General features: G+C 72.4%; 21 protein-coding genes. 8 read left to right on the top strand and 13 right to left on the bottom strand.

Annotated features, from left to right (window positions below; all coding sequences use genetic code 11):
- Nucleotide 1: 1 nt before the first annotated feature.
- Genes bchB through bchF form a run of 3 tightly spaced genes read right to left on the bottom strand, consistent with a single transcriptional unit; the run spans nt 2 to nt 3341 of the window.
- A complete protein-coding gene (bchB, locus tag BCF33_RS10340; RefSeq protein ID WP_106160849.1) occupies nt 2-1564 on the bottom strand; it encodes a ferredoxin:protochlorophyllide reductase (ATP-dependent) subunit B in 1563 nt (520 codons plus the stop codon).
- Nucleotides 1561-2832: a ferredoxin:protochlorophyllide reductase (ATP-dependent) subunit N gene (locus BCF33_RS10335; protein ID WP_245883810.1), complete on the bottom strand. Its 1272-nt coding sequence runs from the start codon at nt 2830-2832 to the stop codon at nt 1561-1563. The genes bchB and BCF33_RS10335 overlap by 4 nt, the downstream gene beginning before the upstream one ends.
- Complete coding sequence (bchF, locus tag BCF33_RS10330) at nt 2829-3341, bottom strand: 2-vinyl bacteriochlorophyllide hydratase (protein WP_106160848.1); 513 nt, start codon at nt 3339-3341, stop codon at nt 2829-2831. The genes BCF33_RS10335 and bchF overlap by 4 nt, the downstream gene beginning before the upstream one ends.
- A 185-nt stretch (nt 3342-3526) precedes the next feature.
- Here bchF and BCF33_RS10325 point away from each other — a divergent pair, with 185 nt between their 5' ends.
- Nucleotides 3527-4312, top strand: a complete 786-nt coding sequence (locus BCF33_RS10325; protein ID WP_158259407.1) for a cobalamin-dependent protein — start codon at nt 3527-3529, stop codon at nt 4310-4312.
- Nucleotides 4252-5658 (top strand): transcriptional regulator PpsR, encoded by a 1407-nt coding sequence (gene ppsR / locus BCF33_RS10320; RefSeq protein WP_106160846.1) that lies wholly within the window; start codon nt 4252-4254, stop codon nt 5656-5658. Before BCF33_RS10325 ends, ppsR begins: the two co-directional genes overlap by 61 nt.
- 15 nt (nt 5659-5673) lie before the next feature.
- Here the strand turns inward: ppsR and gyrB are convergent, their stop codons facing one another.
- The 8 genes from gyrB to mutM form a co-directional block, all read right to left on the bottom strand.
- Complete coding sequence (gyrB, locus tag BCF33_RS10315; protein WP_106160845.1) at nt 5674-8085, bottom strand: DNA topoisomerase (ATP-hydrolyzing) subunit B; 2412 nt, start codon at nt 8083-8085, stop codon at nt 5674-5676.
- Between the two features lie 53 nt (nt 8086-8138).
- Complete coding sequence (locus tag BCF33_RS10310) at nt 8139-8912, bottom strand: cobalamin-binding protein (RefSeq protein WP_106160844.1); 774 nt, start codon at nt 8910-8912, stop codon at nt 8139-8141.
- Nucleotides 8909-10000: a DNA replication/repair protein RecF gene (gene recF, locus BCF33_RS10305; protein ID WP_106160843.1), complete on the bottom strand. Its 1092-nt coding sequence runs from the start codon at nt 9998-10000 to the stop codon at nt 8909-8911. The genes BCF33_RS10310 and recF overlap by 4 nt, the downstream gene beginning before the upstream one ends.
- 70 nt (nt 10001-10070) lie before the next feature.
- Nucleotides 10071-11186: a DNA polymerase III subunit beta gene (dnaN, locus tag BCF33_RS10300; protein ID WP_106160842.1), complete on the bottom strand. Its 1116-nt coding sequence runs from the start codon at nt 11184-11186 to the stop codon at nt 10071-10073.
- A 91-nt stretch (nt 11187-11277) separates the two neighbouring features.
- Nucleotides 11278-12651 carry a chromosomal replication initiator protein DnaA gene (gene dnaA / locus BCF33_RS10295; protein ID WP_106160841.1) on the bottom strand — a complete coding sequence of 458 codons (1374 nt, stop codon included), beginning with the start codon at nt 12649-12651 and terminating at the stop codon, nt 11278-11280.
- A gap of 593 nt (nt 12652-13244) precedes the next feature.
- Nucleotides 13245-13508 carry a 30S ribosomal protein S20 gene (gene rpsT / locus BCF33_RS10290; RefSeq protein ID WP_106160840.1) on the bottom strand — a complete coding sequence of 88 codons (264 nt, stop codon included), beginning with the start codon at nt 13506-13508 and terminating at the stop codon, nt 13245-13247.
- 158 nt (nt 13509-13666) lie between these two features.
- The gene (locus BCF33_RS10285; protein ID WP_106160839.1) at nt 13667-14443 is read right to left on the bottom strand and encodes an enoyl-CoA hydratase-related protein; all 777 of its coding nucleotides are present in this window, start codon (nt 14441-14443) and stop codon (nt 13667-13669) included.
- A gap of 64 nt (nt 14444-14507) precedes the next feature.
- Nucleotides 14508-15356, bottom strand: coding sequence for a bifunctional DNA-formamidopyrimidine glycosylase/DNA-(apurinic or apyrimidinic site) lyase (mutM, locus tag BCF33_RS10280; protein ID WP_106160838.1), 849 nt, complete (start codon nt 15354-15356; stop codon nt 14508-14510).
- Between the two features lie 382 nt (nt 15357-15738).
- Here mutM and ubiE point away from each other — a divergent pair, with 382 nt between their 5' ends.
- A complete protein-coding gene (gene ubiE / locus BCF33_RS10270) occupies nt 15739-16488 on the top strand; it encodes a bifunctional demethylmenaquinone methyltransferase/2-methoxy-6-polyprenyl-1,4-benzoquinol methylase UbiE (protein ID WP_106160836.1) in 750 nt (249 codons plus the stop codon).
- A complete protein-coding gene (gene ubiB / locus BCF33_RS10265; RefSeq protein WP_106161575.1) occupies nt 16485-18035 on the top strand; it encodes a 2-polyprenylphenol 6-hydroxylase in 1551 nt (516 codons plus the stop codon). Before ubiE ends, ubiB begins: the two co-directional genes overlap by 4 nt.
- On the opposite strand, the gene BCF33_RS10260 is transcribed toward ubiB, so the two are convergent.
- Together BCF33_RS10260 and BCF33_RS14080 are read right to left on the bottom strand one after the other, a co-directional pair.
- The gene (locus BCF33_RS10260) at nt 18032-18667 is read right to left on the bottom strand and encodes a flagellar hook capping FlgD N-terminal domain-containing protein (RefSeq protein ID WP_106160835.1); all 636 of its coding nucleotides are present in this window, start codon (nt 18665-18667) and stop codon (nt 18032-18034) included. The genes ubiB and BCF33_RS10260 overlap by 4 nt on opposite strands.
- 18 nt (nt 18668-18685) lie before the next feature.
- A complete protein-coding gene (locus tag BCF33_RS14080) occupies nt 18686-19060 on the bottom strand; it encodes a flagellar hook-length control protein FliK (protein WP_158259406.1) in 375 nt (124 codons plus the stop codon).
- A 764-nt stretch (nt 19061-19824) separates the two neighbouring features.
- On the opposite strand from BCF33_RS14080, the gene BCF33_RS10250 reads away from it, so the two are divergent.
- From BCF33_RS10250 to BCF33_RS10235, 4 genes are all read left to right on the top strand, one after another.
- Complete coding sequence (locus BCF33_RS10250) at nt 19825-20079, top strand: flagellar biosynthesis protein FlgJ (protein WP_106160833.1); 255 nt, start codon at nt 19825-19827, stop codon at nt 20077-20079.
- Nucleotides 20069-20338 (top strand): hypothetical protein, encoded by a 270-nt coding sequence (locus tag BCF33_RS10245; protein ID WP_106160832.1) that lies wholly within the window; start codon nt 20069-20071, stop codon nt 20336-20338. Before BCF33_RS10250 ends, BCF33_RS10245 begins: the two co-directional genes overlap by 11 nt.
- 185 nt (nt 20339-20523) lie before the next feature.
- Entirely contained in the window at nt 20524-21996 is a 1473-nt protein-coding gene (locus tag BCF33_RS10240) for a flagellin (protein ID WP_106160831.1), read from the top strand.
- Nucleotides 21997-22049: 53 nt separating this feature from the next.
- Nucleotides 22050-22427 (top strand): flagellar biosynthesis regulator FlaF, encoded by a 378-nt coding sequence (locus BCF33_RS10235; RefSeq protein ID WP_106160830.1) that lies wholly within the window; start codon nt 22050-22052, stop codon nt 22425-22427.
- Nucleotides 22428-22431 lie beyond the last annotated feature (4 nt).

Genomic DNA, 22431 nt, shown 5'->3' with positions numbered 1-22431 from the left:
GCTATCGAGCAAAGTGGGCCTTCGCCTCGTAGAGCGTCTCGCGGTCGATCCGGGCGATCCCGCGCTCCTGGGCGAAGCCTTCCGTATTCCGCCGCGCCTTGCCCCGCACGAAGAAGGGGATCTTCCTCAACTCGTCCTCCGCGTCCGGCAGCCAGACGACCTCCAGGCGGGTGCTCCCGCCGGCGGCGGCGGCCTCGGCGCCGGGCTGTGCGGGGGGGGCCGCACGGAGGTCGCCGGGGCGTTCCGGGACCGTCGAGGTAGCGCCGTGATGGCTGGGGCCGGCCTCGTCGCTGAACTCGAAGTCGCCCCGGAACATGTGGAGGAGGTGGTCCTCCAGCCCCATGACAAGGGGGTGCACCAGCGTGTCGAAGAGGACGTTCGCCCCTTCGTGCCCCATCAGGGGCGAGTGGCGGGCGGGGAAGTCCTGCACGTGGACGGGGGCGGAGATCACCGCCGTCGCGACGCCGAGGCGCTTGCCCACGTGCCGCTCCATCTGGGTGCCGAGGATCAGCTCGGGCGCGGCGGCCTCGATGGCGGCCTCGACCTCCAGGTGGTCGTCGGTGACGAGGGCCTCCACGCCCATCTCGCCGGCCAGGGCGCGCAGGGGGCGGGCGTATTCGCGGTTGTAGCAGCCGAGGCCGCAGACCTCGAACCCCATCTCGTCCCGGGCGACCCGGGCCGCCGCCATGGCATGCGTGGCGTCGCCGAAGACGAACACGCGCTTGCCCGTCAGATAGGTCGAATCGACCGAGGCCGACCACCAGGGCAGGCGCAGGCGGGATTCGTCCGCCTGCAGGGCGAGGCCGGTGATCCCCGCGACCTCCGCGAGGAAGCCCCGCGTGGCGTCCACCCCGATCGGCACGGTCCGGGTGAAGGGCTGGCCGTGCTCCTTCTCGAGGTAGCGGGCGGCGGCCTCGGCGGTCTCGGGATACATCAGGACGTTGAAATGGGCCGCCGGCAGCCGGGCCACGTCCGAGGGCGACGCGCCCATGGGCGCCACGACGTTCACCGCGATGCCCAGCCCCTCCAGCAGCGCGCAGATCTCCTCCGCGTCGTCGCGGTGGCGGAACCCCAGCCCCGTGGGGCCGAGGAGGTTGCAGGAGGCCTGCGCCGTCCGCTCGCACGGGGCGGCCAGCGCCCGGACGATGCGGTAGAACGTCTCGTCCGCGCCGAAGTTCTCCTTGCGCTGGTAGGAGGGCAGTTCCAGCGGGATCACGGGGACGGGCAGGTCCAGCGCGGCCGCGAGCCCGCCGGGATCGTCCTGGATCAGCTCGGCCGTGCAGGAGGCGCCGACGATCATCGCCTCTGGGCGGTGCCGCTCGTAGGCCACGCGGGCGGCGTCCTTGAAGAGCGTCGCCGTGTCCGCCCCGAGGTCCTGCGCCTGGAAGGTCGTGTAGGTGACGGGCGGGCGCTCTCCCCGCCGCTCGATCATGGTGAAGAGGAGGTCGGCATAGGTGTCGCCCTGGGGCGCGTGCAGGACGTAGTGCAGCCCCCGCATCCCCGTGGCGACCCGCATCGCGCCCACGTGCGGCGGGCCCTCGTATGTCCACATGGCCAGCTTCATTCGGCCGCCTCCAGCCGGACGTTGGGGTGCAGGCCGCGAAGCGCGGCCCGCCGCCGCAGGGGCCGCGAGAAGAGGCCGGCCAGATCGCCCGCCTGCTCGTAGAAGTGCACGGGGCTGAACACGAGCTCGATCGCCCACTTCGTCGTCAGCCCCTCCGCCTCCAGGGGGTTGGCGAGGCCGAGGCCGCAGACCGTCAGGTCGGCGCGCGCGCCGCGCGCGCGGGCCAGCTGGGCGTCCACGTCCTGCCCCTCGGCCAGCACCGGCCCTTCCGGGATCAGGTCGAGGTCGGGCCCGTGGATGCCGCGGTGCACGTAGGGAGAGGCGATCTCGACCGCCTCCATCCCGCATTCCCGCACGAGGAACCGCCCCAGCGGGATCTCCAGCTGCGAATCGGGGAAGAGGAACACGCGCCGGCCCCGCAGCGCCTCGGCGGCCTGGGCAACCGCGCGGCGGGCGCGGGCGCGGGGGGCGGCCGTCACCGCGTCGAACAGCGCCTCGTCCACGCCGAACGCCTCCGCGACGGCGCGCAGCCAGAGGGTCGTGCCCTCCTCGCCGAAGGGGAAGGGCGCGGGAAGATGGCGGGCGCCGCGCCGCACCAAAGCGTCGTGCGTCTCGGCCAGGAATGGCTGGGCCAGGGCGAACGCCGTCCCGGGGCCCACGGCCGGATGCGCCCCGGCCCGCCCACCCGGCAGGACCACCGGCTCGATCCCGAGGCCCCCGAGAAGGCGCCGCATCTCGTCCTCGACCGCGTCCGGAAGCGCCCCAGCGACCAGGAGCTGCCGCCGTTCCGTCCGCTCGAGCCCCGGCACCATGGCGGCGAGGCAGGCGTCCTCGCCCTCCGTGAAGGTCGTCTCGATCCCCGAGCCGGAGTAGTTCAGCACCCGCACGTCCGGATTGGACCCGTCCAGCCGCTCGGCCGCCTTCGCCAGGTCCAGCTTGATCACCTCCGACGGGCAGGATCCCACGAGGAAGAGCTGGCGGATGTCCGGCCGCCGCGCGAGCAGGCGCGCCACCTCGCGGTCGAGCTCCTCGTTCGCGTCCTTCAGCCCGGCGAGGTCGCCCTCCTCCAGGATGCAGGTGCCGAACCGCGGCTCGGCGAAGATCATCACCCCGGCGGCGGACTGCAACAGGTGCGCACAGGTGCGCGAGCCCACGACGAGGAAGAAAGCGTCCGGCATCTTGCGGTGCAGCCAGACGATCGAGGTCAGCCCGCAGAACACCTCGCGCTGGCCGCGCTCGCGCAGGATGGGGGCGGCGATAAGGCTCACGCCGGCACCGCCGAGCAGCGCGCGAGACGCAGCTTCCAGACGAACTGGACGAAGTTGACCGCGTAGGCCGCATAGGCCGCGAGGGCCAGCGCCATGAGCGGGCCCGGCGCAAGGAGGCCGCCGAGGAAGGCGGCGAGGTAGAGGAGGTGCAGCGCGATCACGCCCATGCTGACGACGTCCTCCCAGAAGAAGGCCGGCGCGAAGAGCCACCGGCCGAACACCTCCTTCTCCCAGATCGAGCCGGTGACCATGATCGTCAGCAGGAGCGCGGTCTTCGCGACCACGGACCAGGCGGCGGGGCCGAAGGCGCCCGCGCCCGCATACCAGCGCGCCATCAGCGCCAGGGACACGAGGAACGCGGCGAACTGCAACGGGGCGAGCACGCCTTGCACCACGGTCCAGGCGCTCGCGTCGCGGCGGCGCCGCTCCTCCGGGGTGTAGAGCGGAGGCGCGGGGCACGGCACGGGACCGAGCGGAGGGGTTCTTGCAGGGATTCTTCCGGCCGTCATGGCTGGCATCGTATACGCGATAGAGGATGTGTCAATCTGACTTGACACCATACCGTTCCGGTCGGCGGACGGTTGTCTGTAAGCTTGAGTTGACAGTGAGGCGGGCATGCGTAACCTGCGAAGGGTGCCGCGCCCGCCCGCCATCCCGGCAGGTTCCTGCGGGACGGGCATCGGAAGGCTCCGACATGCTGGATGACCAAGCCCTGTCGACAGACAATCCGCGCGCCCGGAACGGAGCGGAGGCCCTTGCGCGGGGCGTGATCCCGATCCTCGCGGGGAGGGCCCGCAGGCGCACCGACAGGATCGTCGCCGGGCGGCTCCTCGTCGCGGCCGCCTCGCCCGACCCCCGCGCGATCGGCCGGACCGCTTCCGACCTCCTCGCCGAAGGCGTGACGGCGAGCGCCATCCTCGACCATGCCATACCGGCGGCCGCACGCGCCTTGGGCGAGGACTGGTGCAGGGACCGAAGCTCCTTCGCGGCCGTCACCGTGGGCTGCATGCGCCTTCAGTCTCTGATCAGGCCGCTCGAGAAGCCGCGCCCCGATTTCGGCGGACCGAACGCCCCGAGCGCCATCGTCGTCCTGCGCAAGGGACGGCAGCACGCCCTGGGCGCGGCGGTCGCCGCCTCGCAGTTGCGGCGCGCGGGCGTCGGGACGGTCGCCGCGCTGGGGCGGCCCGACATCGAGACGCTGGAGCTCGTGCGGCACGGGCGCTTCGGGATGATCGCCCTCTCGCTGCCCTGCGGCACGGATCTTGAGTCCGAGACCAGATTCATTAGGTCGCTGCGAGCAGCCGCGCCCGGGGCGTCCATCGTCGCGGGCGGAAGCGCCGTCGAGGGCGGGGAGGCGGCCGCGCTCGCCACGCTGGGGGTTGATCATGCCGGGACCAACATCGTCGAGGCGGCGCGCCGATGCGGGCTGATCTCCGCCGAGCCGATCCCGCTGCCGCTTCCGAAGGGCTGGATGCGGTGAAGGGGGGCGAATCCTGGCACCAGGATGGCCTACCCCTCCTGTCGCCGGACCGGCTGGGCGAGGTGCTCGCATCCGTCGCGGACCTCATCCTCGTGATCGACGAAGAAGGCCGCGTGATGGGCGTCACCGCCTCCTCGGGGCTCCGGGAGGCCGAGAGCTGGCGCGGCCTCGACCTGCGCGACGCCCTCACCCGTGAGAGCGTGCCCAAGCTGGAGGAGGCGCTGGCCGCGCTGAAGGCGGGCAAGGCGCCCGCACCGGCCGAGATGAACCACCCCTTGCGCGGGGGCGGGCAGCTGTGCGTTCGCTATGGCTTCCATCCGCTGCCGGAGGGCGGCGCGCTCCTGGCGGGGCGCGATCTCGGACCGATCGCCGAGCTCCAGTCCCGCCTCGTCGAGGCGCAGGTCGCCGTCGAGCGGGAGTACGAGCGGCTGCAGTCCCTGGACACGAGGTTCCGCGTCCTCCTCTCGCAGGTGGGCGATCCGATCCTGATCCTCGCGGAGGGCACGGGCCGGATCGAGGACCTGAACCCCGCGGCCGCCACCCTCATCGGCACCCCGAGGGAGGAGCTGCAGGGCGCCGCTCTGTCCGACGTGATGGGGGGCGTGACCGCCAGTGCGCTCTCCGCGTCCGAGGGCATGGGCGTCCGGGCGAGCCTGAGCGGCGAGCGCTCGGTCGAGGTCCGCGCGACGTCCTTCCGCGCCGGGGGGGAGCGCCTCCTCCTCGCCGTGCTCTCCCCGGAGGAGGCAGCGCCCCCGCGCGACCGTCTCACGGGATCGCTGCGCGCGCTGTGGCGCGCGGCCCCCGAGGGGTTCGTCCTGACCGACGCGCGCGGAATCGTGGTCGAGGCGTCGGACGGTTTCCTCGCCCTGATCGACGCCTCCGGCGCTGCGGAAATCCGCGGCCGCTCGCTCGCCGGGCACCTGGGGCGCGGGCAGACCGACCTGAAGGTGCTCCTCGACGGGGCGGGGCGCGGCGGAGCAGTGCGCGGCTTCGCGACGCGGCTTCTCGCGCAGACGGGCCGCGAGACCCCGGTGGAGATCTCGGCCACCGCCCTCGACGGAGAGGGGCCGGCCTTCGGCTTCGTGCTGCGGGACGTCGCGCGGGCCGAACGGGGCGGCCCGGCGATGGGCGAGGACGACGCCGCGTCGGTCGCCGGCCTCGTCGGCAACGCCCCCCTCCGGGAGATCGTCGCCGACACGACCGACGTGGTCGAGAAGATGTGCATCGAGACGGCCGTGGACCTGACGGGCAACAACCGCGTCGCCGCGGCCGAGATGCTGGGCCTCTCGCGCCAGTCCCTCTATGTGAAGCTCCGGAAGTACGGCCTTCTGAACAAGGGGAGCTGACCCCCTTCCGCGGGCTCAGGCGTCCAGGTTCTCGACCGATAGGGCGTTGGCTTGGATGAACTCTCGCCGGGGCTCGACCACGTCGCCCATCAGCTTGGTGAACACGTCGTCGGCCTCGGCCATGTCCTCCACCCGCACCTGGAGGAGCGTGCGCGCCTCCGGGTCCAGCGTCGTCTCCCAGAGCTGGCCGGGGTTCATCTCGCCGAGGCCCTTGTAGCGCTGAAGCTGGAGCCCCTTCTCGCCTTCCTCGAGGATCGCGTCGAGCAAGGTGAGCGGCCCGTTGACGGGCGTCTCCCGATCCTTGCGGACGAGCCTCGCCCATCCCGCGTAGACCTCGCGCAGCGCGTCCGTCATGGCGCCCAGGCGCCGTGCCTCGGGACCGACCAGGATGGCCCCGTCCAGGGTACGCGCCTCCTCCACACCACGCAGGGTGCGGGTCAGGCGGATGCCGCGATCCTGGGTCGGGCGTCCCTGCCAGCCGCGCTCGTATTCCAGCGCGACCTCGTCGAGTCGCGCCGCGACCCGGTCCGCCGTTCCCTGCAGGTCCTCCGCGGCGCCGGCGACGAAGGCCCCCGCGATCGCCGCCTGCTCGAGGATGCGGCGGGGGTAGTGGGTGGGGAAGGACTCGACCGCGCGCCGGGCGTCGCGCGCCTCGGCCACGACGCGTGCGAGATCCTGGCCGACGATCTCCTCGCCGCCCTCCAGCCGGAGGGCGGTGCCTTCGATCCCCTGGGCGATCAGGTAATCCTCCAGCGCGGGCTGGTCCTTCAGGTAGACCTCGGACTTGCCGCGGCTGACCTTGTAGAGCGGCGGCTGCGCGATGAAGAGGTGCCCCCGCTCGATCAGCTCGGGCATCTGGCGGTAGAAGAAGGTCAGCAGGAGCGTGCGGATATGCGCGCCGTCCACGTCGGCATCGGTCATGATGACGATCTTGTGGTAGCGCAGCTTGCCGAGGTCGAACTCGTCCCGGCCGATCCCCGTGCCGAGCGCGGTGATCAGCGTCCCGATCTCCTGGGAGGAGAGCATCCGGTCGAAGCGCGCCCGCTCGACGTTCAGGATCTTGCCCTTCAGCGGCAGCACCGCCTGGTTGGAGCGGGCGCGCCCCTGCTTGGCCGAACCGCCGGCGCTGTCCCCCTCGACGATGAAGAGCTCGCGCAGGGCGGGATCCTTCTCCTGGCACTCGGCGAGCTTGCCGGGAAGGTTCGCCACGTCGGACGTCGCCTTCTTGCGCGTCAGCTCGCGCGCCTTGCGCGCCGCCTCGCGGGCCATGGCGGCCTCGACGATCTTGCCGACGATCACCTTCGCCTCGGCGGGATGCTCCTCAAACCACTCGGAGAGCTTCTCGTTCACGAGACCCTCGACCGCCGGCCGCACCTCGGAGGACACGAGCTTGTCCTTGGTCTGCGAGGAGAACTTCGGGTCCGGCACCTTGACGGAGAGCACGCAGGTCAGCCCCTCGCGCGCATCGTCGCCGGTGAAGGCGATCTTCTCCTTCCTGGCGAACCCGTTGGCCCCGGCATAGCGGGTCAGGGTCCGCGTCAGCGCCCCCCGGAAGCCCGCGAGGTGCGTGCCCCCGTCGCGCTGGGGGATGTTGTTGGTGAAGGGCAGGACCATCTCGTTGTAGCTGTCGTTCCACCACATCGCGATCTCGACGCCGATGCCGTCCCGCTCGCCCTCGATATGGATGGGCTCGGGCAGCATGGCATGCTTCGAGCGGTCGAGATGGCGCACGAACTCCTTCACGCCGCCATCGTAGTGCAGCTCGACCTCCAGGGGGTCGGCCGGACGCTCGTCGCGCAGGACGATCCGCACGCCGGAATTGAGGAACGCCAGCTCGCGCAGGCGGTTCTCGAGCGTCTTGTAGGAGTAGTTCAGGTCGCTGAAAGTGTCCGTCGACGCCATGAACCGCACCTCGGTGCCGGTGCGGTCGGTGTCGCCCATGACCTCCAGGTGCCGGACCGTGTCGCCATGCTCGAACCGGGCGACGTGCTCGTGGCCGTCGCGCCAGATGCGCAGCTCCAGCCAGTCGGAGAGGGCGTTCACGACGCTGACCCCGACCCCGTGCAGGCCGCCCGACACCTTGTAGGAGTTCTGGTCGAACTTCCCGCCCGCGTGGAGCTGGGTCATGATGACCTCGGCGGCCGAGACCCCCTCCCCCTCGTGGATGCCGACGGGGATGCCGCGGCCGTTGTCGGAGACCGAGACGCTGGAATCGTCGTGGATCGTGACCGTCACGCGGTCGGCATGGCCGGCCAGCGCCTCGTCGATGCCGTTGTCGACGACCTCGTAGACCATGTGGTGCAGGCCGGAGCCGTCGTCGGTGTCGCCGATATACATTCCGGGCCGCTTGCGCACGGCCTCCAGCCCCTTGAGGACCTTGATGGAATCGGCGCCGTACTCGATCGGCGCTGCGGCGTCTTCGGCCATGGTGGAAAACCTTTCGGAAGTTGATTGGGATATAGGGATTCGCGAGTGGGTTGTCACCCGCGCGGCACGGGATGCGGGGGGCCGAGGGCAGCCCGGATCGCCGCCAGCCCGTCGGTCAGCGCCGCCGGTCCCGGAGAGAGGATCAGGGGCGACTTGATCTCGTGGACGCGCCCGTCGCGGACGGCCGGGATCCCGTCCCAGCCAGGGCGGCGGGCGATGGTCCCGGGGCGCACCTTGCGGCCGCACCAGGAGGCGAGGATCACGTCGGGCGCGGCCTCGATCACCTCGCGGGACGTGACGACGCGCCCTTCGGCCCTGGGGTGCGCGCGACCCGCGAAGACGTCCACGCCGCCCGCGACGGCGATCAGTTCGGACACCCAGCCGATGCCCGTGATCATGGGCTCGTCCCACTCCTCGAAGTAGACGCTCGGGCCGGGGGGCGCGGGGGCCAGGCCTGCGGACAGGTCCGCGACGAGGGCCTCGGCCCGTTCGGGCGCGTTGACCAAGGCGCCGACGGTGCGGACCATCCCGAGGATGCCCGCGACGTCCCGCTGGTTGAACCCGTGCACGGCGACGCCCGCGCGCATCAGGGCGGCGGCGAGGTCCGCCTGCACGTCCGAGAACAGGAGGACGAGGTCGGGCCGAAGGGCGAGGATCTTCGGCACGTCCGCCGTCTCGAAGGCGCCGACGCGGGGCTTCTCGCGCCGCACCCGCGGCGGGCGGACGGCATAGCCCGTGACGCCCGCGATTCGGTCCTCCTCGCCCAGGAGGTACAGCGTCTCGACCGTCTCCTCGGAGAGGCAGACGATGCGGCGGGGCCCGGTCACGCCGCCCGGAGGAGGCTGGCGCCGCCGTCCTCGGAGGCGGCGACGCGGGTCGCCCCCTCCCTCAGCGCCTCGAAGAGCTCGGCACCGGTGCCGGTCATCCAGGCCTGCGCGCCCAGCGCCTCGATCTCGGCGTAGAGGGCGGCGCGGCGGCCGGCGTCGAGATGGGCGGCCACCTCGTCGAGAAGGAGGATCGGCGGCGTGCCCAGGTCCTCGGCGAGGGCGCGGGCATTGGCGAGCACCAGCGACAGGAGGAGGGCCTTCTGCTCGCCCGTGGAGGCCAGGCGCGCCTCGACCCCCTTCTCGGCCCAGAGGGCGGCGAGGTCCGCGCGGTGCGGCCCGGCGAGGGTACGGCCCGCGTACATGTCCGTCCGGCGTCCGTTTCGGAACGCCGCGGCGAGCGCCTCCTCGCCCGGCGGGTCGTCGCCGGTCAGCGACAGGCCGGCGGCGGGAAAGGCCGTGACGGCCCCCGCCTGCGCCTCGGTCAGGCGCCGGACGGCATGGAGGCGGTTGTCCTGTACGGCGGCGCCGGACCGGGCCATCTGCCGTTCGAGCGCGGCGTACCAGGCGGGATCGTCGGCGCCGTCCTTCAGAAGGCGGTTCCGCTCGCGCATCGCCTTCTCGTAGGCCAGCGCGGCCTCCGCGTGCGTCGGCTCGAAGGAGAGGGCGATCCGGTCGAGGAACCGCCGCCGCCCCTCGGCCCCTTCCGTCCAGAGGCGGTCCATCGCGGGCACCAGCCAGACGATGCGCGCGATGCGGCCCAGGGCCACCTGCGGGACGGCCTTGTCGTCCACCCGAACGGTCCGGGTCGCGCCCGGCTCGGCACGGGTGTCGATCGCGTGCCGGTCGCCATGACGGCCCACCACGGCGCCGACGCGCCAGCCGACGCCTTCGGGGCGGCGCGCGATCTCCCCCGGGCCGGCCCGGCGCAGGCCCCGCCCGGGGGAGAGGAGGCTGACCGCCTCCAGCACGTTGGTCTTGCCCGATCCGTTCGGGCCGTGGATCGCCACCGGCCCCGGCCCGACCGACAGCTCCGCCGCCCGGTGCGAGCGGAAATGCGACAGGGTCAGGGTCTCGATCGCGAGGGCCATGCCCCCGATCTAGGGTCTCGGGGCGCGGAGGTGAATCCGTTCCTCGCGAGACCTTGCGCGTGGCGGAGGATCACACCCGCATGGGCATCACGACGTAGACGGCCGTCTCGTCCCCGCCCTCGCGCACGAGCGCGGGATCGCCGGGCGAGTTGAAGAGGAAGACGGCGTTCTCGCGGTCGACCTGGGCGGCGATCTCCTCCAGGTACTTGGCGTTGAACCCGATCTCGAGCGGCTCGTCGTCATAGGCCACGGCCAGCTCGTCCTCGGCCTGACCCGCGTCGGGGGCGTTCACCGAAAGGACCAGCCGGTCCTCGTCGAGCTTCATCTTCACCGCGCGCGAGCGCTCCGACGACACGGTCGCGACCAGCCCCACGGCGCGCGAGAAGTCCTTGGCGTCCACCTCCAGCGTCTTGCTGTTCGCGGTGGGGATGACGCGGGTATAATCCGGAAAGGAGCCGTCGATGACCTTCGACGTGAGGGTCAGCCTCTCGGCCCGGAAGCGGATCTTCGTGTCCGACACGGCGACGCCGATCACCGCCTCCTCGTCCGCGAGGAGCTTCTTCAGCTCGCGCACCGTCTTGCGGGGCACGATCACGCCCGGCATGTCCTCGGCGCCCATGGGCAGCTCGGCGTCGATCCGGGCGAGGCGGTGCCCGTCCGTCGCCACGGCGCGCAGCACCTTGCCGTTCGCGTCGGCCACGTGGAGGTACACCCCGTTGAGGTAGTAGCGCGTCTCCTCCGTCGAGATCGCGAACTCGGACTTGTCGAAGAGGCGCTTCAAGGCGCCGGCGGGCAGCGAGAACTCCGACTGGTAGTCCTGGCTCGCCATCTCGGGAAAGTCCTCCTTGGGGAGGGTCGCGAGCGAGAAGTTGGAGCGGCCCGCGCTGACGGAGAGGCGGCCCGACGCGCCATCCTCGGTCAGCGAGACGGTCGAGCCGTCGGGCAGCTTGCGGACGATCTCGTGCAGGGTGACGGCGTTCACGGTGGTGGCGCCCGCCCGCTCGACCACCGCGTTCGCGCGATCGACCACTTCGACGTCGAGGTCCGTGGCGCGGAAGGTCGCGTTCGACTCGTCGGCGGAGATCAGGACGTTGGCGAGGATGGGGATGGTGTTGCGCCGCTCGACGACGGACTGCGCATGGCCCACGGCCGCCAGAAGCTCGGCGCGCTCGATGGTGATCTTCATGGACCCGTCTCCCCTGTCTCGGACGGCGGAGGCTATCGCGGGCGCCGGGCCGCGCAAGGGGATTCTGCCCCTTCGCGGCCTTCCGTTGCGCTCAGGCTTCGAGAAGGCGGCGCAGGTGCTCGACGTCCTCGGCGATGCGGGCGTCGATCTGCTGCAGTTCCTCGATGCGGCGGACGCCGTGCATGATCGTGGTGTGGTCGCGCCCCCCGAAGGACCGCCCTATCTCGGGCAGGGACCGGTGCGTGAGCGTCTTGGCGAGGTACATCGCCACCTGGCGCGGCCGCGCGATGGTGCGCACGCGCTTGGGCCCGATCAGGTCGGAAAGGCGGATCGAGTAGTGCTCCGCGACCTTCCTCTGGATCTCCTCGAGCGAGACCTTCCGCTCGCTCGCCCGCAGGACGTCCACGAGGGCCTGCTGCGTCAGCTCGAGGTCGATCGGACGGCTCATCAGGTCGGCATGGGCGAAGAGGCGGTTCAGGGCGCCCTCCAGCTCGCGGACATTGCCGGGGATACGCTGGGCCAGGAACTCGGTCACGCCGTCCGCCATCTCGATCCCGAGGTCGTCGCAGCGGGCCTCGGACTTGGCGCGCAAGATCGACAGGCGCAGCTCGTAGTCGGCGGGATGGATGTCCACGACGAGGCCGCAGGCGAGGCGGCTGGCGATCCGGTCGTCGAGCTTCGCGATCTCCCCGGGCGAGCGGTCCGCCGAGAGCACGACCTGACGGCCCATGCCGACGAGCTCGTTGAAGGTGTGGAAGAACTCCTCCTGGGTCGAGTCCTTTCCGGCGATGAACTGGATGTCGTCCACCATCAGGACGTCGACCGAGCGGAAGAGGCCCTTGAAGCTCATCACGTCGCGCTGCTGCAGCGCTTGGATGAACGTGTACATGAACTTCTCGGCGGTGACGTAGAGGACCTTCGTCTCGGGCCGGGCGGCGCGCAGCTCCCAGGCGATGGCCTGCATCAGGTGCGTCTTTCCCAGGCCGACGGAGGAATGGAGGAAGAGCGGGTTGAACCCGGTGGCGGGACCTGCGGCAACGCGCCGCGCGGCCGCGTGGGCGAGGGCGTTGGCCTTGCCCACGACGAAGCTGTCGAAGGTCAGGCCCCGGTTGAGCGGCGCGTCGACCGCCCCGGGTGCCTCGGCGGATGCGGCGGCCCGTCGCGGCGCGACCTCTCCCCCCGCCACGGCGGCCCCGGCGGATGCGGCGGCCGGGGCCGCGGACGGGCCGGCGACCTCGAAGCCGAGGCGGTCCGCCGCGCCACCGGCGCGGGCGATCTGGCGGCGGATCTCCTCGCCGAAGTTGGTCAGCACGTAGTTGCCGAGGAAGGTGGTCGGCGCGGAGAGGGTGGCGACCCCTTCCTCGATCCGGGCAAGGCCCATCGGCTCGATCCAGTTGCGGAAGTTGGCGGCCCCCACCGCTTCCCGCAATCCGCCGCGGACCGTCTCCCAGAATGTCGCTTCCATCGCGTGCGCTCTCCCCAGTGCTCTCGCGGCGGGCCCCGCGGGCACGCCCCCTTCCCCTCGACCGGTCGAGCGCGGGGCCCATGCGGCGACCCCTGGCAGGGGGCCTCGCGCATCCTCTTCCCGCCGGGGCGGGTCCGACTGCCGGCGCAGGGCCTGGCGTCGGCGGGCGAAAGGCATCCCCCGGACGCGGCGGAGGCGGCACGAAGCACGCGATCCGGCGTCCGAAGGAACGACCGACACCTCCCCAGGCGCGGCCGATGGCGCGGTATGTCCGGGGTGGGGCCCTCACCGGCCTGGAAGCACGCCGCCGAGCGGCAAGCCCTTGCTTTCCCCAGGAAACCGGCCCGCGCCAGCCCCCAAGCATTCTACGATCTGGAAGCCACGCTAGGCCGCCGCCAGGGCGAGTCGCAACGCATCTTCACGGTTGACAACACGGAATCGGAAACGGAATCGCGAACCGCGTTGAATCCCGGCTACAATCGCCTGGAAGGCGTGTGGCGCGCCCGCAGCACACCCCCGGAGTGCCTGGAACCCGCCATGAGAGAGGGCGCCCGAAGGCGCCCTCCCGCTCTCCATGTCCCGGTGTCCGGCCCTCAGGACAGGGCCTTCACCCGGCCGGAAAGACGGGACATCTTGCGGGCGGCGGTGTTCTTGTGGATCACGCCCTTCGTGACGCCGCGCATCAGCTCGGGCTGGGCCGCCTTCAGCGCCTCGGCGGCGGCGGATCGGTCGCCGGAGGCGATCGCCTCCTCGACCTTCCGCAGCTGCGTGCGGATGCGCGAGCGGCGCGCCTTGTTTATGGCGTAGCGCTTCTCGTTCTGGCGGGCGCGCTTCTTCGCCTGAGGGGAGTTGGCCATGTCGATCCGGTCCTTTCGGGGCCCGCGGGGGGCGCTGATCTGAACGCGCGGGAAACCCCTCGGGCATCCGGGTTCCGAACCGGACCTCCGGCCTTGGCGGGCCTCACGCGCATGATGGCACGGCAGATAGCGGCGGGGCGATGCCCGCGCAACCCACCCTATCGGTCGCGGAACTGCGGCTCGCGCTTCTCGAGGAACGCGGCCATCCCCTCCTTCTGGTCCTCGGTGGCGAAGAGGGACTGGAAGAGCCGCCGCTCGAAGAGGACGCCCTCGGCCAAGGTCGTCTCGAAGGCGCGGTTGACGGCCTCCTTGGCGGCCATCGCCGCCAGGAGCGAGCGGTCGGCGATCTTGCCGGCGACGGCCCGCGCCTCGCGCGCCAGGTCCTTCGCGGGAACCACGCGGGAAACGAGGTTGGCGCGCTCGGCCTCCTCGGCCGTCATGAAGCGACCCGTCAGGTGCATGTCCATCGCCTTGGCCTTGCCCACGGCGCGCGGCAGCCGCTGCGTGCCCCCGAGCCCCGCGATGATCCCCAGCGTGATCTCGGGCTGGCCGAACTTGGCGTCGTCGCCCGCGATGACCACGTCGCACAGCATCGCCAGCTCGCACCCGCCGCCGAGGCAGTAGCCCGAGACGGCCGCCACGATGGGCTTGCGGATCGCGAGGATCGCGCGGACCTCGGCGCCGAACATATCGCCCTTGAAGACGTCCGCAAAGCCCTTCTCGGCCATCTCCTTCACGTCCGCGCCGGCCGCGAACGCCTTCTCCGAGCCCGTCAGGAGGACGCAGCGCACCTTGTCGTTGGCGTCCGCCTCTCCCAGCGCCTGCGCCAGCTCGCCCATCAGGGCGGCGTTCAGCGCGTTCAGCGCGTCCGGCCGGTCCAGCCGGATGGTGGCGACGTGGTCCTCCACCTCGACGGTGATCGTCTTGTAGGCCATCGCCCCATCTCCCCGGTTGCGGCAGGGGCGAAGGGTTAGCCTGCCGGCGCGGGGGATCAACCCGTCAGCGCTGGCAGGCCGGGCAGTAGAAGGTCGAGCGGCCCGCTTGCACGATGCGCCGGATCGTCCGGCCGCAGCCGTTCGGGCAGGCGCCCCCCTCGCGTCCGTAGGCCCGGAAGGCGTGCTGGAAGTAGCCGAGCTCGCCGCTGGCCTGGCGGTGGTCGCGCAGCGAGGAGCCGCCCGCCTCGATCGCCTCCGCCAGCACCTCGCGGATGACCGGGACCAGCGCCCCGGCCCGCGCGCGCGACAGGTTGCGCGCCTGCCGCCGGGGCGAGATGCCGGCGCGGTGCAGCGCCTCGCAGACGTAGATGTTGCCGAGGCCCGCCACCACGCGCTGGTCGAGGAGCGCGGCCTTGATCGGCGTGCGCCGGCCGGCCAACGCGTCCGCCAGCACCGGGCCGGAGAAGCCGTTGCCCAGGGGCTCCGGCCCCAGCCCTGCCAGAAGGGGGTGCGCCTCCGCCCCGTCCGTCCGCATCAGGTCCATGAAGCCGAACCGCCGCGCGTCGTTGAAGGTGACCCGCGCCCCGCCCTCCATACCGAGGACGACATGGTCGTGCTTCTCCCTCGGGGGGTGGTCATGGACGAAGGCGCCGAGCTTCAGGCCGCTGACCGTCATGCGCCCCGACATGCCCAGATGGACCAGCAGCGTCTCGCCCGTGTCCAGGTCGGCCAGCACGTATTTGGACCGCCGGCGCAGCCGGTCGACCCGCGCGCCCGTCAGCCGCTCGGTCAGCCGTTCCGGCAGCGGCCATCGCAGGTCGGGGCGGCGCACCTCCGCCCGCTCGATCCGCCGCCCCTCCATCGCGGGGATCAGGCCACGGCGGACCGTCTCGACCTCGGGAAGTTCGGGCATGGACCATCCGTTCAGGTGCGCCTCCAGCGTGCGCGGAGGCCGTCGGCGTCGGGAACGGGTGCGGGGATGCCTGCCCGCCGCCGATCCTCGAAGAGGCGCAGCATGTAGGCGCGGTCCGGCCCGATCGCAACGAGGCCCGCGGGGTCCCGCGCCGCGGTGCCGCCGAAGGACGCGGCGATCCGCAGCCCGGCCCACCCGTCCCCGCCACGCGATGCCGGACGATGGCGGGGCGCCGAAGGGCCGCCGCCGCGATCGCGTCCCCGGCGGGGCCCCGCGTTGCCGGCCCGGCCAGCGCGACCCGCCGGCACCGTGCGGGCGCTCTCCCTTTGTGTCCCGGGGCCGAGGGCTATATCGCCACGACGGATGGAAGCGGGGCACGAACATGGCGGAAGACGGACGGACCACCCATTTCGGCGCGCGCACCGTGCCCGAGGACGAGAAGGCCGGCATGGTCGAGGGGGTCTTCAGCTCAGTCGCCTCGCGCTACGACGTGATGAACGACGTGATGTCGGGCGGCGTCCACCGGCTCTGGAAGGACGCCATGATGGACTGGCTGGCCCCGCGGGACGGCCAGCGCCTGCTCGACGTGGCGGGCGGCACGGGCGACGTGGCGTTCCGCTTCCTCCGGCGCGCGCCAGGCGCGTCGGCCGTGGTCTGCGACCTGACCGCGCCCATGCTCGAGGCGGGTCGGCGCCGGGCCGAGGCCGAGGCGCTCGCCGACCGGCTGGACTGGGTGGTGGGCGACGCGATGTCGCTGCCCTTCGAGGACGCGGGCTTCGATCGCTACACGATCTCGTTCGGGATCCGGAACGTGACCCGCCCAGAGGACGCCCTGCGTGAGGCGTTCCGCGTCCTGAAGCCCGGCGGCAGGCTGATGGTGCTGGAGTTCAGCCAGCTTCCCAACCCGCTCCTGCAGCGGCTCTACGACCTCTACTCGTTCAACGTGATCCCCCGGATGGGGCAGGTCGTCGCGAGGGACCGCGACAGCTACCAGTACCTCGTCGAATCGATCCGCAACTTTCCCGACCAGGAACGGTTCGCCTCCATGATCCGCGACGCGGGGTTCGCGCAGGTCAGGTACCGCAACCTCTCCCAGGGGATCGCGGCGCTCCATTCGGGGTGGAAGCTCTGAGGGGACCGCACAACATCGTCCGGCTGATCCGCACGGGCGCCACCCTGGAGCGGACGGGCGCGATGCCCGTGATCCTCGACGCCTTTCGGGCGCCCCCGACGGTCCGCTGGGTGCTGCGTGGCCTTTGCCGGCCCTTCGCGTTCCTCGGCTACAAGGGCGACCCGGAGATGCCGCCCGCCACGCGGGCGCTGACGGCGCTGGGGCCGGCCTACATCAAGTTCGGCCAGATCATGTCGACCCGCCCCGACGTCGTGGGCGACGAGCTGGCGACCCAGTTGCGCGTCCTGCAGGACAAGCTGCCGCCCTTCCCCGTGCGCGAGGCCCTGCGCATGGTCGAGGAGGAGCTGGAGCAGCCCGTCGACGCCATCTTCTCCGAGTTCTCCGAACCCGTCGCCGCCGCCTCGATCGCGCAGGTCCACAAGGCACGCCTGCGCGAGACGGGCGAGGCCGTCGCGGTGAAGGTCCTGCGCCCGGGGATCGAGCGGGCGTTCCGGCGCGACGTGGACGCCTTCTACCTCGCCGCGCGCATCATCGACCTTCTCGCCCCCCAGGCCCGCCGCCTGCGCCCCATGGACGTGATCGAGCATTTCGACGGCGTCGTCCAAGGTGAGCTGGACCTGCGCCTAGAGGTGGCCGCCGGCGCCGAGTACGCCGAGGTGACGAAGGACGACGATGGCTTCCGCCTGCCCACCGTGCACTGGTTCCTCTCCGGCCGGCGGGTGATGACGCAGGGCTGGGTCGACGGGATCTCGGCCGGCGACGTGATGGCGATCGAGGCGGCGGGCCACGACCGCTACGCCCTGGGCGAGCGGGTGCTGCGCCTCTTCCTGAACCACGCGCTGCGCGACGGCTACTTCCATGCCGACATGCACCACGGGAACCTCAAGATCGCGCCGGATGGGGCCCTCGTGGCCTACGATTTCGGCATCATGGGCCGCATCGACGAGTACACGCGCCGGGTCTACGCCGAGATTCTGTTCGGCTTCATCCGCCGCGACTACCGCCGGGTGGCCGAGGTCCACTTCGAGGCGGGCTACGTCCCCCCCGACCGCGACGTCGACGAGTTCGCCCAGGCCCTGCGCTCGGTGGGCGAGCCGATCTTCGGCATGGACGCGAGCCGCATCTCCATGGGCCGGCTCCTCTCCTATCTCTTCGAGGTGACGGAGCGGTTCGGCATGGAGACCCGGACCGAGCTGATCCTCCTGCAGCGCACCATGGTCGTGGTCGAGGGGGTCGCCCGCTCGCTGAACCCGCAGATCAACATATGGAAGGTCGCGCAGCCCGAGGTCCAGGCATACGTCACCCGCTATGTCGGACCCAGGGCGCTGGCGCGCGACCTCGTGCGGACGGCGCGGGTGCTGTCGCGGTTCGGCCCCGTCCTGCCCGAGATCGCCGAGAGCGCGCTGATCGCCGCCCGCGACCGCCGCGTGACCCCCTCCGTGCGGGTCGAGAACGCCGCGCCGGCCGCGATCGTCTTCGTGGCGGCGGCGGGCGGGGCGGCCGTCGGGCTGCTGGCAGGCGCCCTTCTACTCGCCGCGCTCCTCTAGGGCGCGCGCAGGGCCTCGATCTCGGCGGCGGGGCGGCGGGTGCCGTCCGCGGCGACGACCACCGCGCCGGTGGGGGCGGCCTCGACCTCGGCGACGGTGCGGAATACCTCGACGGGGCGGGCGAATGCCGCACCGTCCGAGGACGTCCCCTCGAGGGTGAGCGTGTAGCGCCCCGCGGGCAGCGGCGCGCCGCCCGCCATGGGCACCCAATCCACCGAGCCGCCCCCCTGCGGAGCTCCTTCGCGCGCGAGAGTCGCGCCGCCCCCGTCCCGTACCACGATCTCGGCGTCGATCGCAGCGGGCAGGCGCAGCGTGAGGGCCGTGCCGTCCACCTCGACCGGCCCGGCGATCGGCGCCTGCCTTCCGAGCCACCCGCTGGGATCGCCCAGGGCGCCGGAGGAGCCCATCCGCTCGAGAAGCTCGTTGGTCCGGACTGCCTGCTCGACCCCCGAGAAGGTCGCGAGCTGGGTCGCGAAATCCGTGCTCTCCACAGGGTTGAGCGGATCCTGGTGCTTCATCTGCGCCGTCAGCATGGTCAGGAACGTCGCGAAGTCCGACGGGTCCGCACGCCCGCCGGGCGCGATGGCCGGACCGCCTCGGGCAGCGATGGAGAGGGGGGGGATATCGGTCATGCCAGTGTTCCTTCGAGGTCAGAGACGCAGGTCCAGCCCGCCGCCTGCAAGGTCGATCAGCCGCATGGGGGACGGGGCCGGCCGCGCCGCCTCGCCAGGCGGGGCCGGGCCCTCCGCTGCGTCCGGCGGGAACGGCGGCGCGCGCTCGCGTGCGCTTCCCCCGAAGTCGAGCGTGGCCTCCCCCCCGGTCTCGCGCTGGAGGAGATGCAGCAGCTGATCCCCATGGCGCCGGAAGAGCTCGAGGGTCTCGGGCCGATCCGCCGCGACGGTGACCGCGACGCCGTTCTCCGCCGGAGCGACGCTGAGGCGCAACTGCCCCAGCTCCGGCGGATCGAGGCGCAGCTCCGTCACCCCTCCGCCCAGGGCGTTCAGGCGGACCACGGCTTCGGCCACGGCCCGGCGCGCGGAAAGGTCGATAGGTGCGCCCGCGTCGGGTACGACGACCCGAAGGCCGTCGCCCCGGGCCGGCTCCGGCGGGGCGGCGGCTCCGGCGCCTTCCGTGCCGGGAACGGGCGGCGCCGCTCCGCGAACGCGTATCTCTTCCGGGCCGGACGGCCGCGGCGCCTGGGCGAAGGGCCCGGACCGCGGGGCCCGGGTGCGGCCTTCGGCGGCCGCGGCGCCTCGCGCGGCCTCGGGGGGCACGGCGGCCGCCTCGCTCGGACCCGGACCGGCGGCGGCCCCCCCGTTCCGGACGGGCATCCCGCGGCATGGGGCGACCTCAAGGGACGCAACCCCCCCGCCGGCTGCAGGGGGGTCGGGCCGAACCGCGGGCGCGCCGCTCGCCGCGCCACTTCGCGCAATGGGCGCTTCGCCCTCGGAGCGGGGTTCGGCGTCGCCGCCCGGAACGCGAGTTGGAGCCGGAGCGGCGGGCATCCCACCGCCCCCTCCTGCCCCGCCCTCCCCGGCCTTAGCCGCGTCGCCCGCGTCCGAAGAGGGGACGGAGGCGCCAGATTCGGCGCCCCCTTCCACAAGTTCCGCGAAGGCGTCCGCGCCCGGTTCCGAGGTCGCGCCTCCAGCCGCGGGGGGGGCGCCTCGGGGCACGGCACCCGAGGGGGGCGGCAGGGGGAGAATCGGGTTCATGCGCCGATCGTGCACCCCAAAGGTTTAGAATTTGTTCACGTCTCGCTCCGATACAGGCCCCCGAAGAGGAGGTCCCCATGATCGAACCCGTATCCCCCGCCGCGATCCACGCCCCGCCGGAACGCCTGCGCCTCGTGGCCGAGGCGCTCGAAGCGAGCTTCCTGGCGGAGATGCTCCGCCATTCCGGCATCGAGGAAGGGGCATCCGCGGGCGCCGACCAGATGATGTCGTTCCGCACCCGGATGCAGGCCGAGGCGATGGTGGAGGCGGGGGGGATCGGCTTGGCCGAATCGATCCTCGACGGCTTGATGGCGCGCTCCCATGACCGGTGAGCGCATCCTCCTCCGCCAGCGCGACGCGCTCCTGCGGGGGGACCTCGCGGGGGTGGCCGCCCTCATGCCGGAGGTCGAGGCCCTCGTCGCCACGGCGGCGGCCGGCGGCGGCGACCCCCGCCTGCGTGCCGCGGCGGCGAGGAACCGCACGCTCCTCGCGGGCGTCCTCTCCGCGGTCGCCGAGCGGCGCGCGCGGGCGCAGGGCCTGCGGATCTACGCGGCGGACGGCCACGCGCGCGCCATGCGGGCCGGCCGCTGACGGGATGCCCGCCGATTGCCTCGAATGCGAGGCGAATGCCCCGCCCGCGCGGCGCCGCGCTTCACCACTTGGTAACGTCCGTCGATGCAGGCTCGCCCTCATGCCGCCCCTGCGGCCCCAGCGCGGACGACGATCCGCGACAGCAGGCCGGACCGAGCGCCGGCCAGGAAAGGACGAGCGAAAGCATGTCGAGCATCCTCACGAACACGGGCGCGATGACCGCGCTTCAGACCCTGAAATCGACCAACGCGAAGCTGGCCGACGCCCAGTCCCAGATCGCCACCGGCAAGTCGGTGGAGAGTGCGAAGGACAACGCCGCCGTCTGGGCCATCTCGAAGGTCATGGAAAGCGACGTGGCCGGCTTCAAGGCCATCTCCGAAAGCCTCAGTCTGGGCGAATCGACGGTCGCGGTGGCTCGCAACGGGGCCGAGACGGTCACCGACCTGCTGACCGAGATCAAGGGCAAGATCGTCGCCTCCCAGGAGGAGAACGTCGATCGCGGGAAGATTCAGAACGACATCGACGCGTTGACCGACCAGATCAAGGCGGTCGTCGGCGCGGCCCAGTTCAACGGCCTGAACCTGCTGTCGGGGACGGAGGACGTGAACGTCCTGTCCTCGCTCGACCGGGCAGGCGACGGCTCGGTGACGGCGAGCAACATCACGGTGAACAGGCAGGACCTCTCGACGGAGGTCGGCCGCTACGGCGGGGGCGGGAACAGCCTGGCGGGCAACCTGACCGCGGGGGCCGGAACGGTCGGCTCGGCCGGCAGCACCGTCACGCTCTCGGCGACGGACGCGGCGGGCGGCTCCTACTCGATCACCCTTGGCAAGAGCACGGTGACCGTCGCCGCGGCCGGCAGCGACGCGGACACCGAAGCGGCGATCTCGCAGGCGATCAACGGGCTCGGCCTCGAGGGGATCAGCGCGACGATCGACGGCGGCGACGTCGTCGTGACCTCCACCCGCGCCTTCGAGGACGTCGGCGTCTCGGTGGCGGCCTCCGGCGGCGCGGCGGCGCTGACCGCCGATGGCGGCGCCTCCGCCACGCTCTCCGAGCGGGCCGAGAGCGTGACCTTCTCGGCCTCCGCGCCGGTGAACGACGGCGACAGCTACCGCGTCACCCTCGGCGGCACGGACTACGACTACGTCGCCGGCAAGGGCGAGACGGCCGAGGACGTGATCCGCGGGCTGCAGACCGCCATCGGCGGCGGCGGGATCGAAGGCGTCACCACCCGCGCGGTCCAGTCGGACGGCGCCTGGACGCTGAAGATCGACAACGCCGGCGCCGACCTCGGGCTGGCGGCCACGGGCGAGGACGGGGGCGATGCCTCGGGCGGGCTCTTCGGCCTCGAGAACATCGACGTCACGACCAATGCCGGCGCCGACGCCGCCCTCGGCACCATCGAGACGCTGATCGACAGCTCCATCTCCGCCGCGGCGGAGTTCGGATCGGCGCAGGGCCGGATCGAGACCCAGGCGAGCTTCATCGGCTCGCTCACCGACAGTCTGACCGCCGGGATCGGCAGCCTGGTGGACGCCGACATGGAAGAGGCCTCCGCGCGGCTGCAGGCGCTGCAGGTGCAGCAGCAGCTCGGCGTGCAGGCGCTGTCGATCGCCAACCAGGCGCCGCAGTCGATCCTGTCGCTGTTCCGCTGATCCCAAAGGGGCCGGGCCAGCGCCCGGCCCCCTGACCATACAGGGGCCGAACCATGACCCAAGAACGAGATCGCGCCATCGGCGGCTACGGGGCCGGAACGGGCATCGCCCGCGCGCCCCGCGATGCCGAGCGCGCCGCCTTCGCCCGCGTCACGCGGGCGCTCACGGCCGCGGCGGAGGGGCCCGTGCCCGCGCTCGCCGCCGCCGTGCACGACAACCGGCGCCTCTGGACGGCGCTCGCCACGGATGCCGCGGGCGCGGCGAACGGGCTGCCGGCGGACCTACGATCCCGGATCGTCTGGCTCGCCGCCTTCGTCCAGCGCGAGGGCGCTGCCGTCTTACGGCGCGAGCGGGGGCCGGAAGGGCTGATCACGGTCAACCGCGCCGTGCTCGAGGGGCTTTCCCCCGCCGCCGCGCCCGCCGCGGCCTGATCCG

Source organism: Hasllibacter halocynthiae (assembly GCF_003003095.1).
GTDB lineage: Bacteria > Pseudomonadota > Alphaproteobacteria > Rhodobacterales > Rhodobacteraceae > Hasllibacter > Hasllibacter halocynthiae.
This window is presented reverse-complemented; position numbering and strand designations above follow the sequence as displayed.

Coding starts and splice junctions, on each gene's coding strand:
- dnaN (WP_106160842.1), bottom strand. CDS start 11,186: ATGAAGATCACCATCGAGCGCGCCGAGCTTCTGGCGGCCGTGGGCCAT.
- gyrB (WP_106160845.1), bottom strand. CDS start 8,085: ATGGCCGAAGACGCCGCAGCGCCGATCGAGTACGGCGCCGATTCCATC.
- BCF33_RS10260 (WP_106160835.1), bottom strand. CDS start 18,667: ATGACCGATATCCCCCCCCTCTCCATCGCTGCCCGAGGCGGTCCGGCC.
- BCF33_RS10235 (WP_106160830.1), top strand. CDS start 22,050: ATGACCCAAGAACGAGATCGCGCCATCGGCGGCTACGGGGCCGGAACG.
- BCF33_RS10285 (WP_106160839.1), bottom strand. CDS start 14,443: ATGGCCTACAAGACGATCACCGTCGAGGTGGAGGACCACGTCGCCACC.
- ubiE (WP_106160836.1), top strand. CDS start 15,739: ATGGCGGAAGACGGACGGACCACCCATTTCGGCGCGCGCACCGTGCCC.
- BCF33_RS10240 (WP_106160831.1), top strand. CDS start 20,524: ATGTCGAGCATCCTCACGAACACGGGCGCGATGACCGCGCTTCAGACC.
- ppsR (WP_106160846.1), top strand. CDS start 4,252: ATGCGGGCTGATCTCCGCCGAGCCGATCCCGCTGCCGCTTCCGAAGGG.
- bchB (WP_106160849.1), bottom strand. CDS start 1,564: ATGAAGCTGGCCATGTGGACATACGAGGGCCCGCCGCACGTGGGCGCG.
- mutM (WP_106160838.1), bottom strand. CDS start 15,356: ATGCCCGAACTTCCCGAGGTCGAGACGGTCCGCCGTGGCCTGATCCCC.
- dnaA (WP_106160841.1), bottom strand. CDS start 12,651: ATGGAAGCGACATTCTGGGAGACGGTCCGCGGCGGATTGCGGGAAGCG.
- rpsT (WP_106160840.1), bottom strand. CDS start 13,508: ATGGCCAACTCCCCTCAGGCGAAGAAGCGCGCCCGCCAGAACGAGAAG.
- recF (WP_106160843.1), bottom strand. CDS start 10,000: ATGGCCCTCGCGATCGAGACCCTGACCCTGTCGCATTTCCGCTCGCAC.
- BCF33_RS10250 (WP_106160833.1), top strand. CDS start 19,825: ATGATCGAACCCGTATCCCCCGCCGCGATCCACGCCCCGCCGGAACGC.
- BCF33_RS10325 (WP_158259407.1), top strand. CDS start 3,527: ATGCTGGATGACCAAGCCCTGTCGACAGACAATCCGCGCGCCCGGAAC.
- bchF (WP_106160848.1), bottom strand. CDS start 3,341: ATGACGGCCGGAAGAATCCCTGCAAGAACCCCTCCGCTCGGTCCCGTG.
- BCF33_RS10245 (WP_106160832.1), top strand. CDS start 20,069: ATGACCGGTGAGCGCATCCTCCTCCGCCAGCGCGACGCGCTCCTGCGG.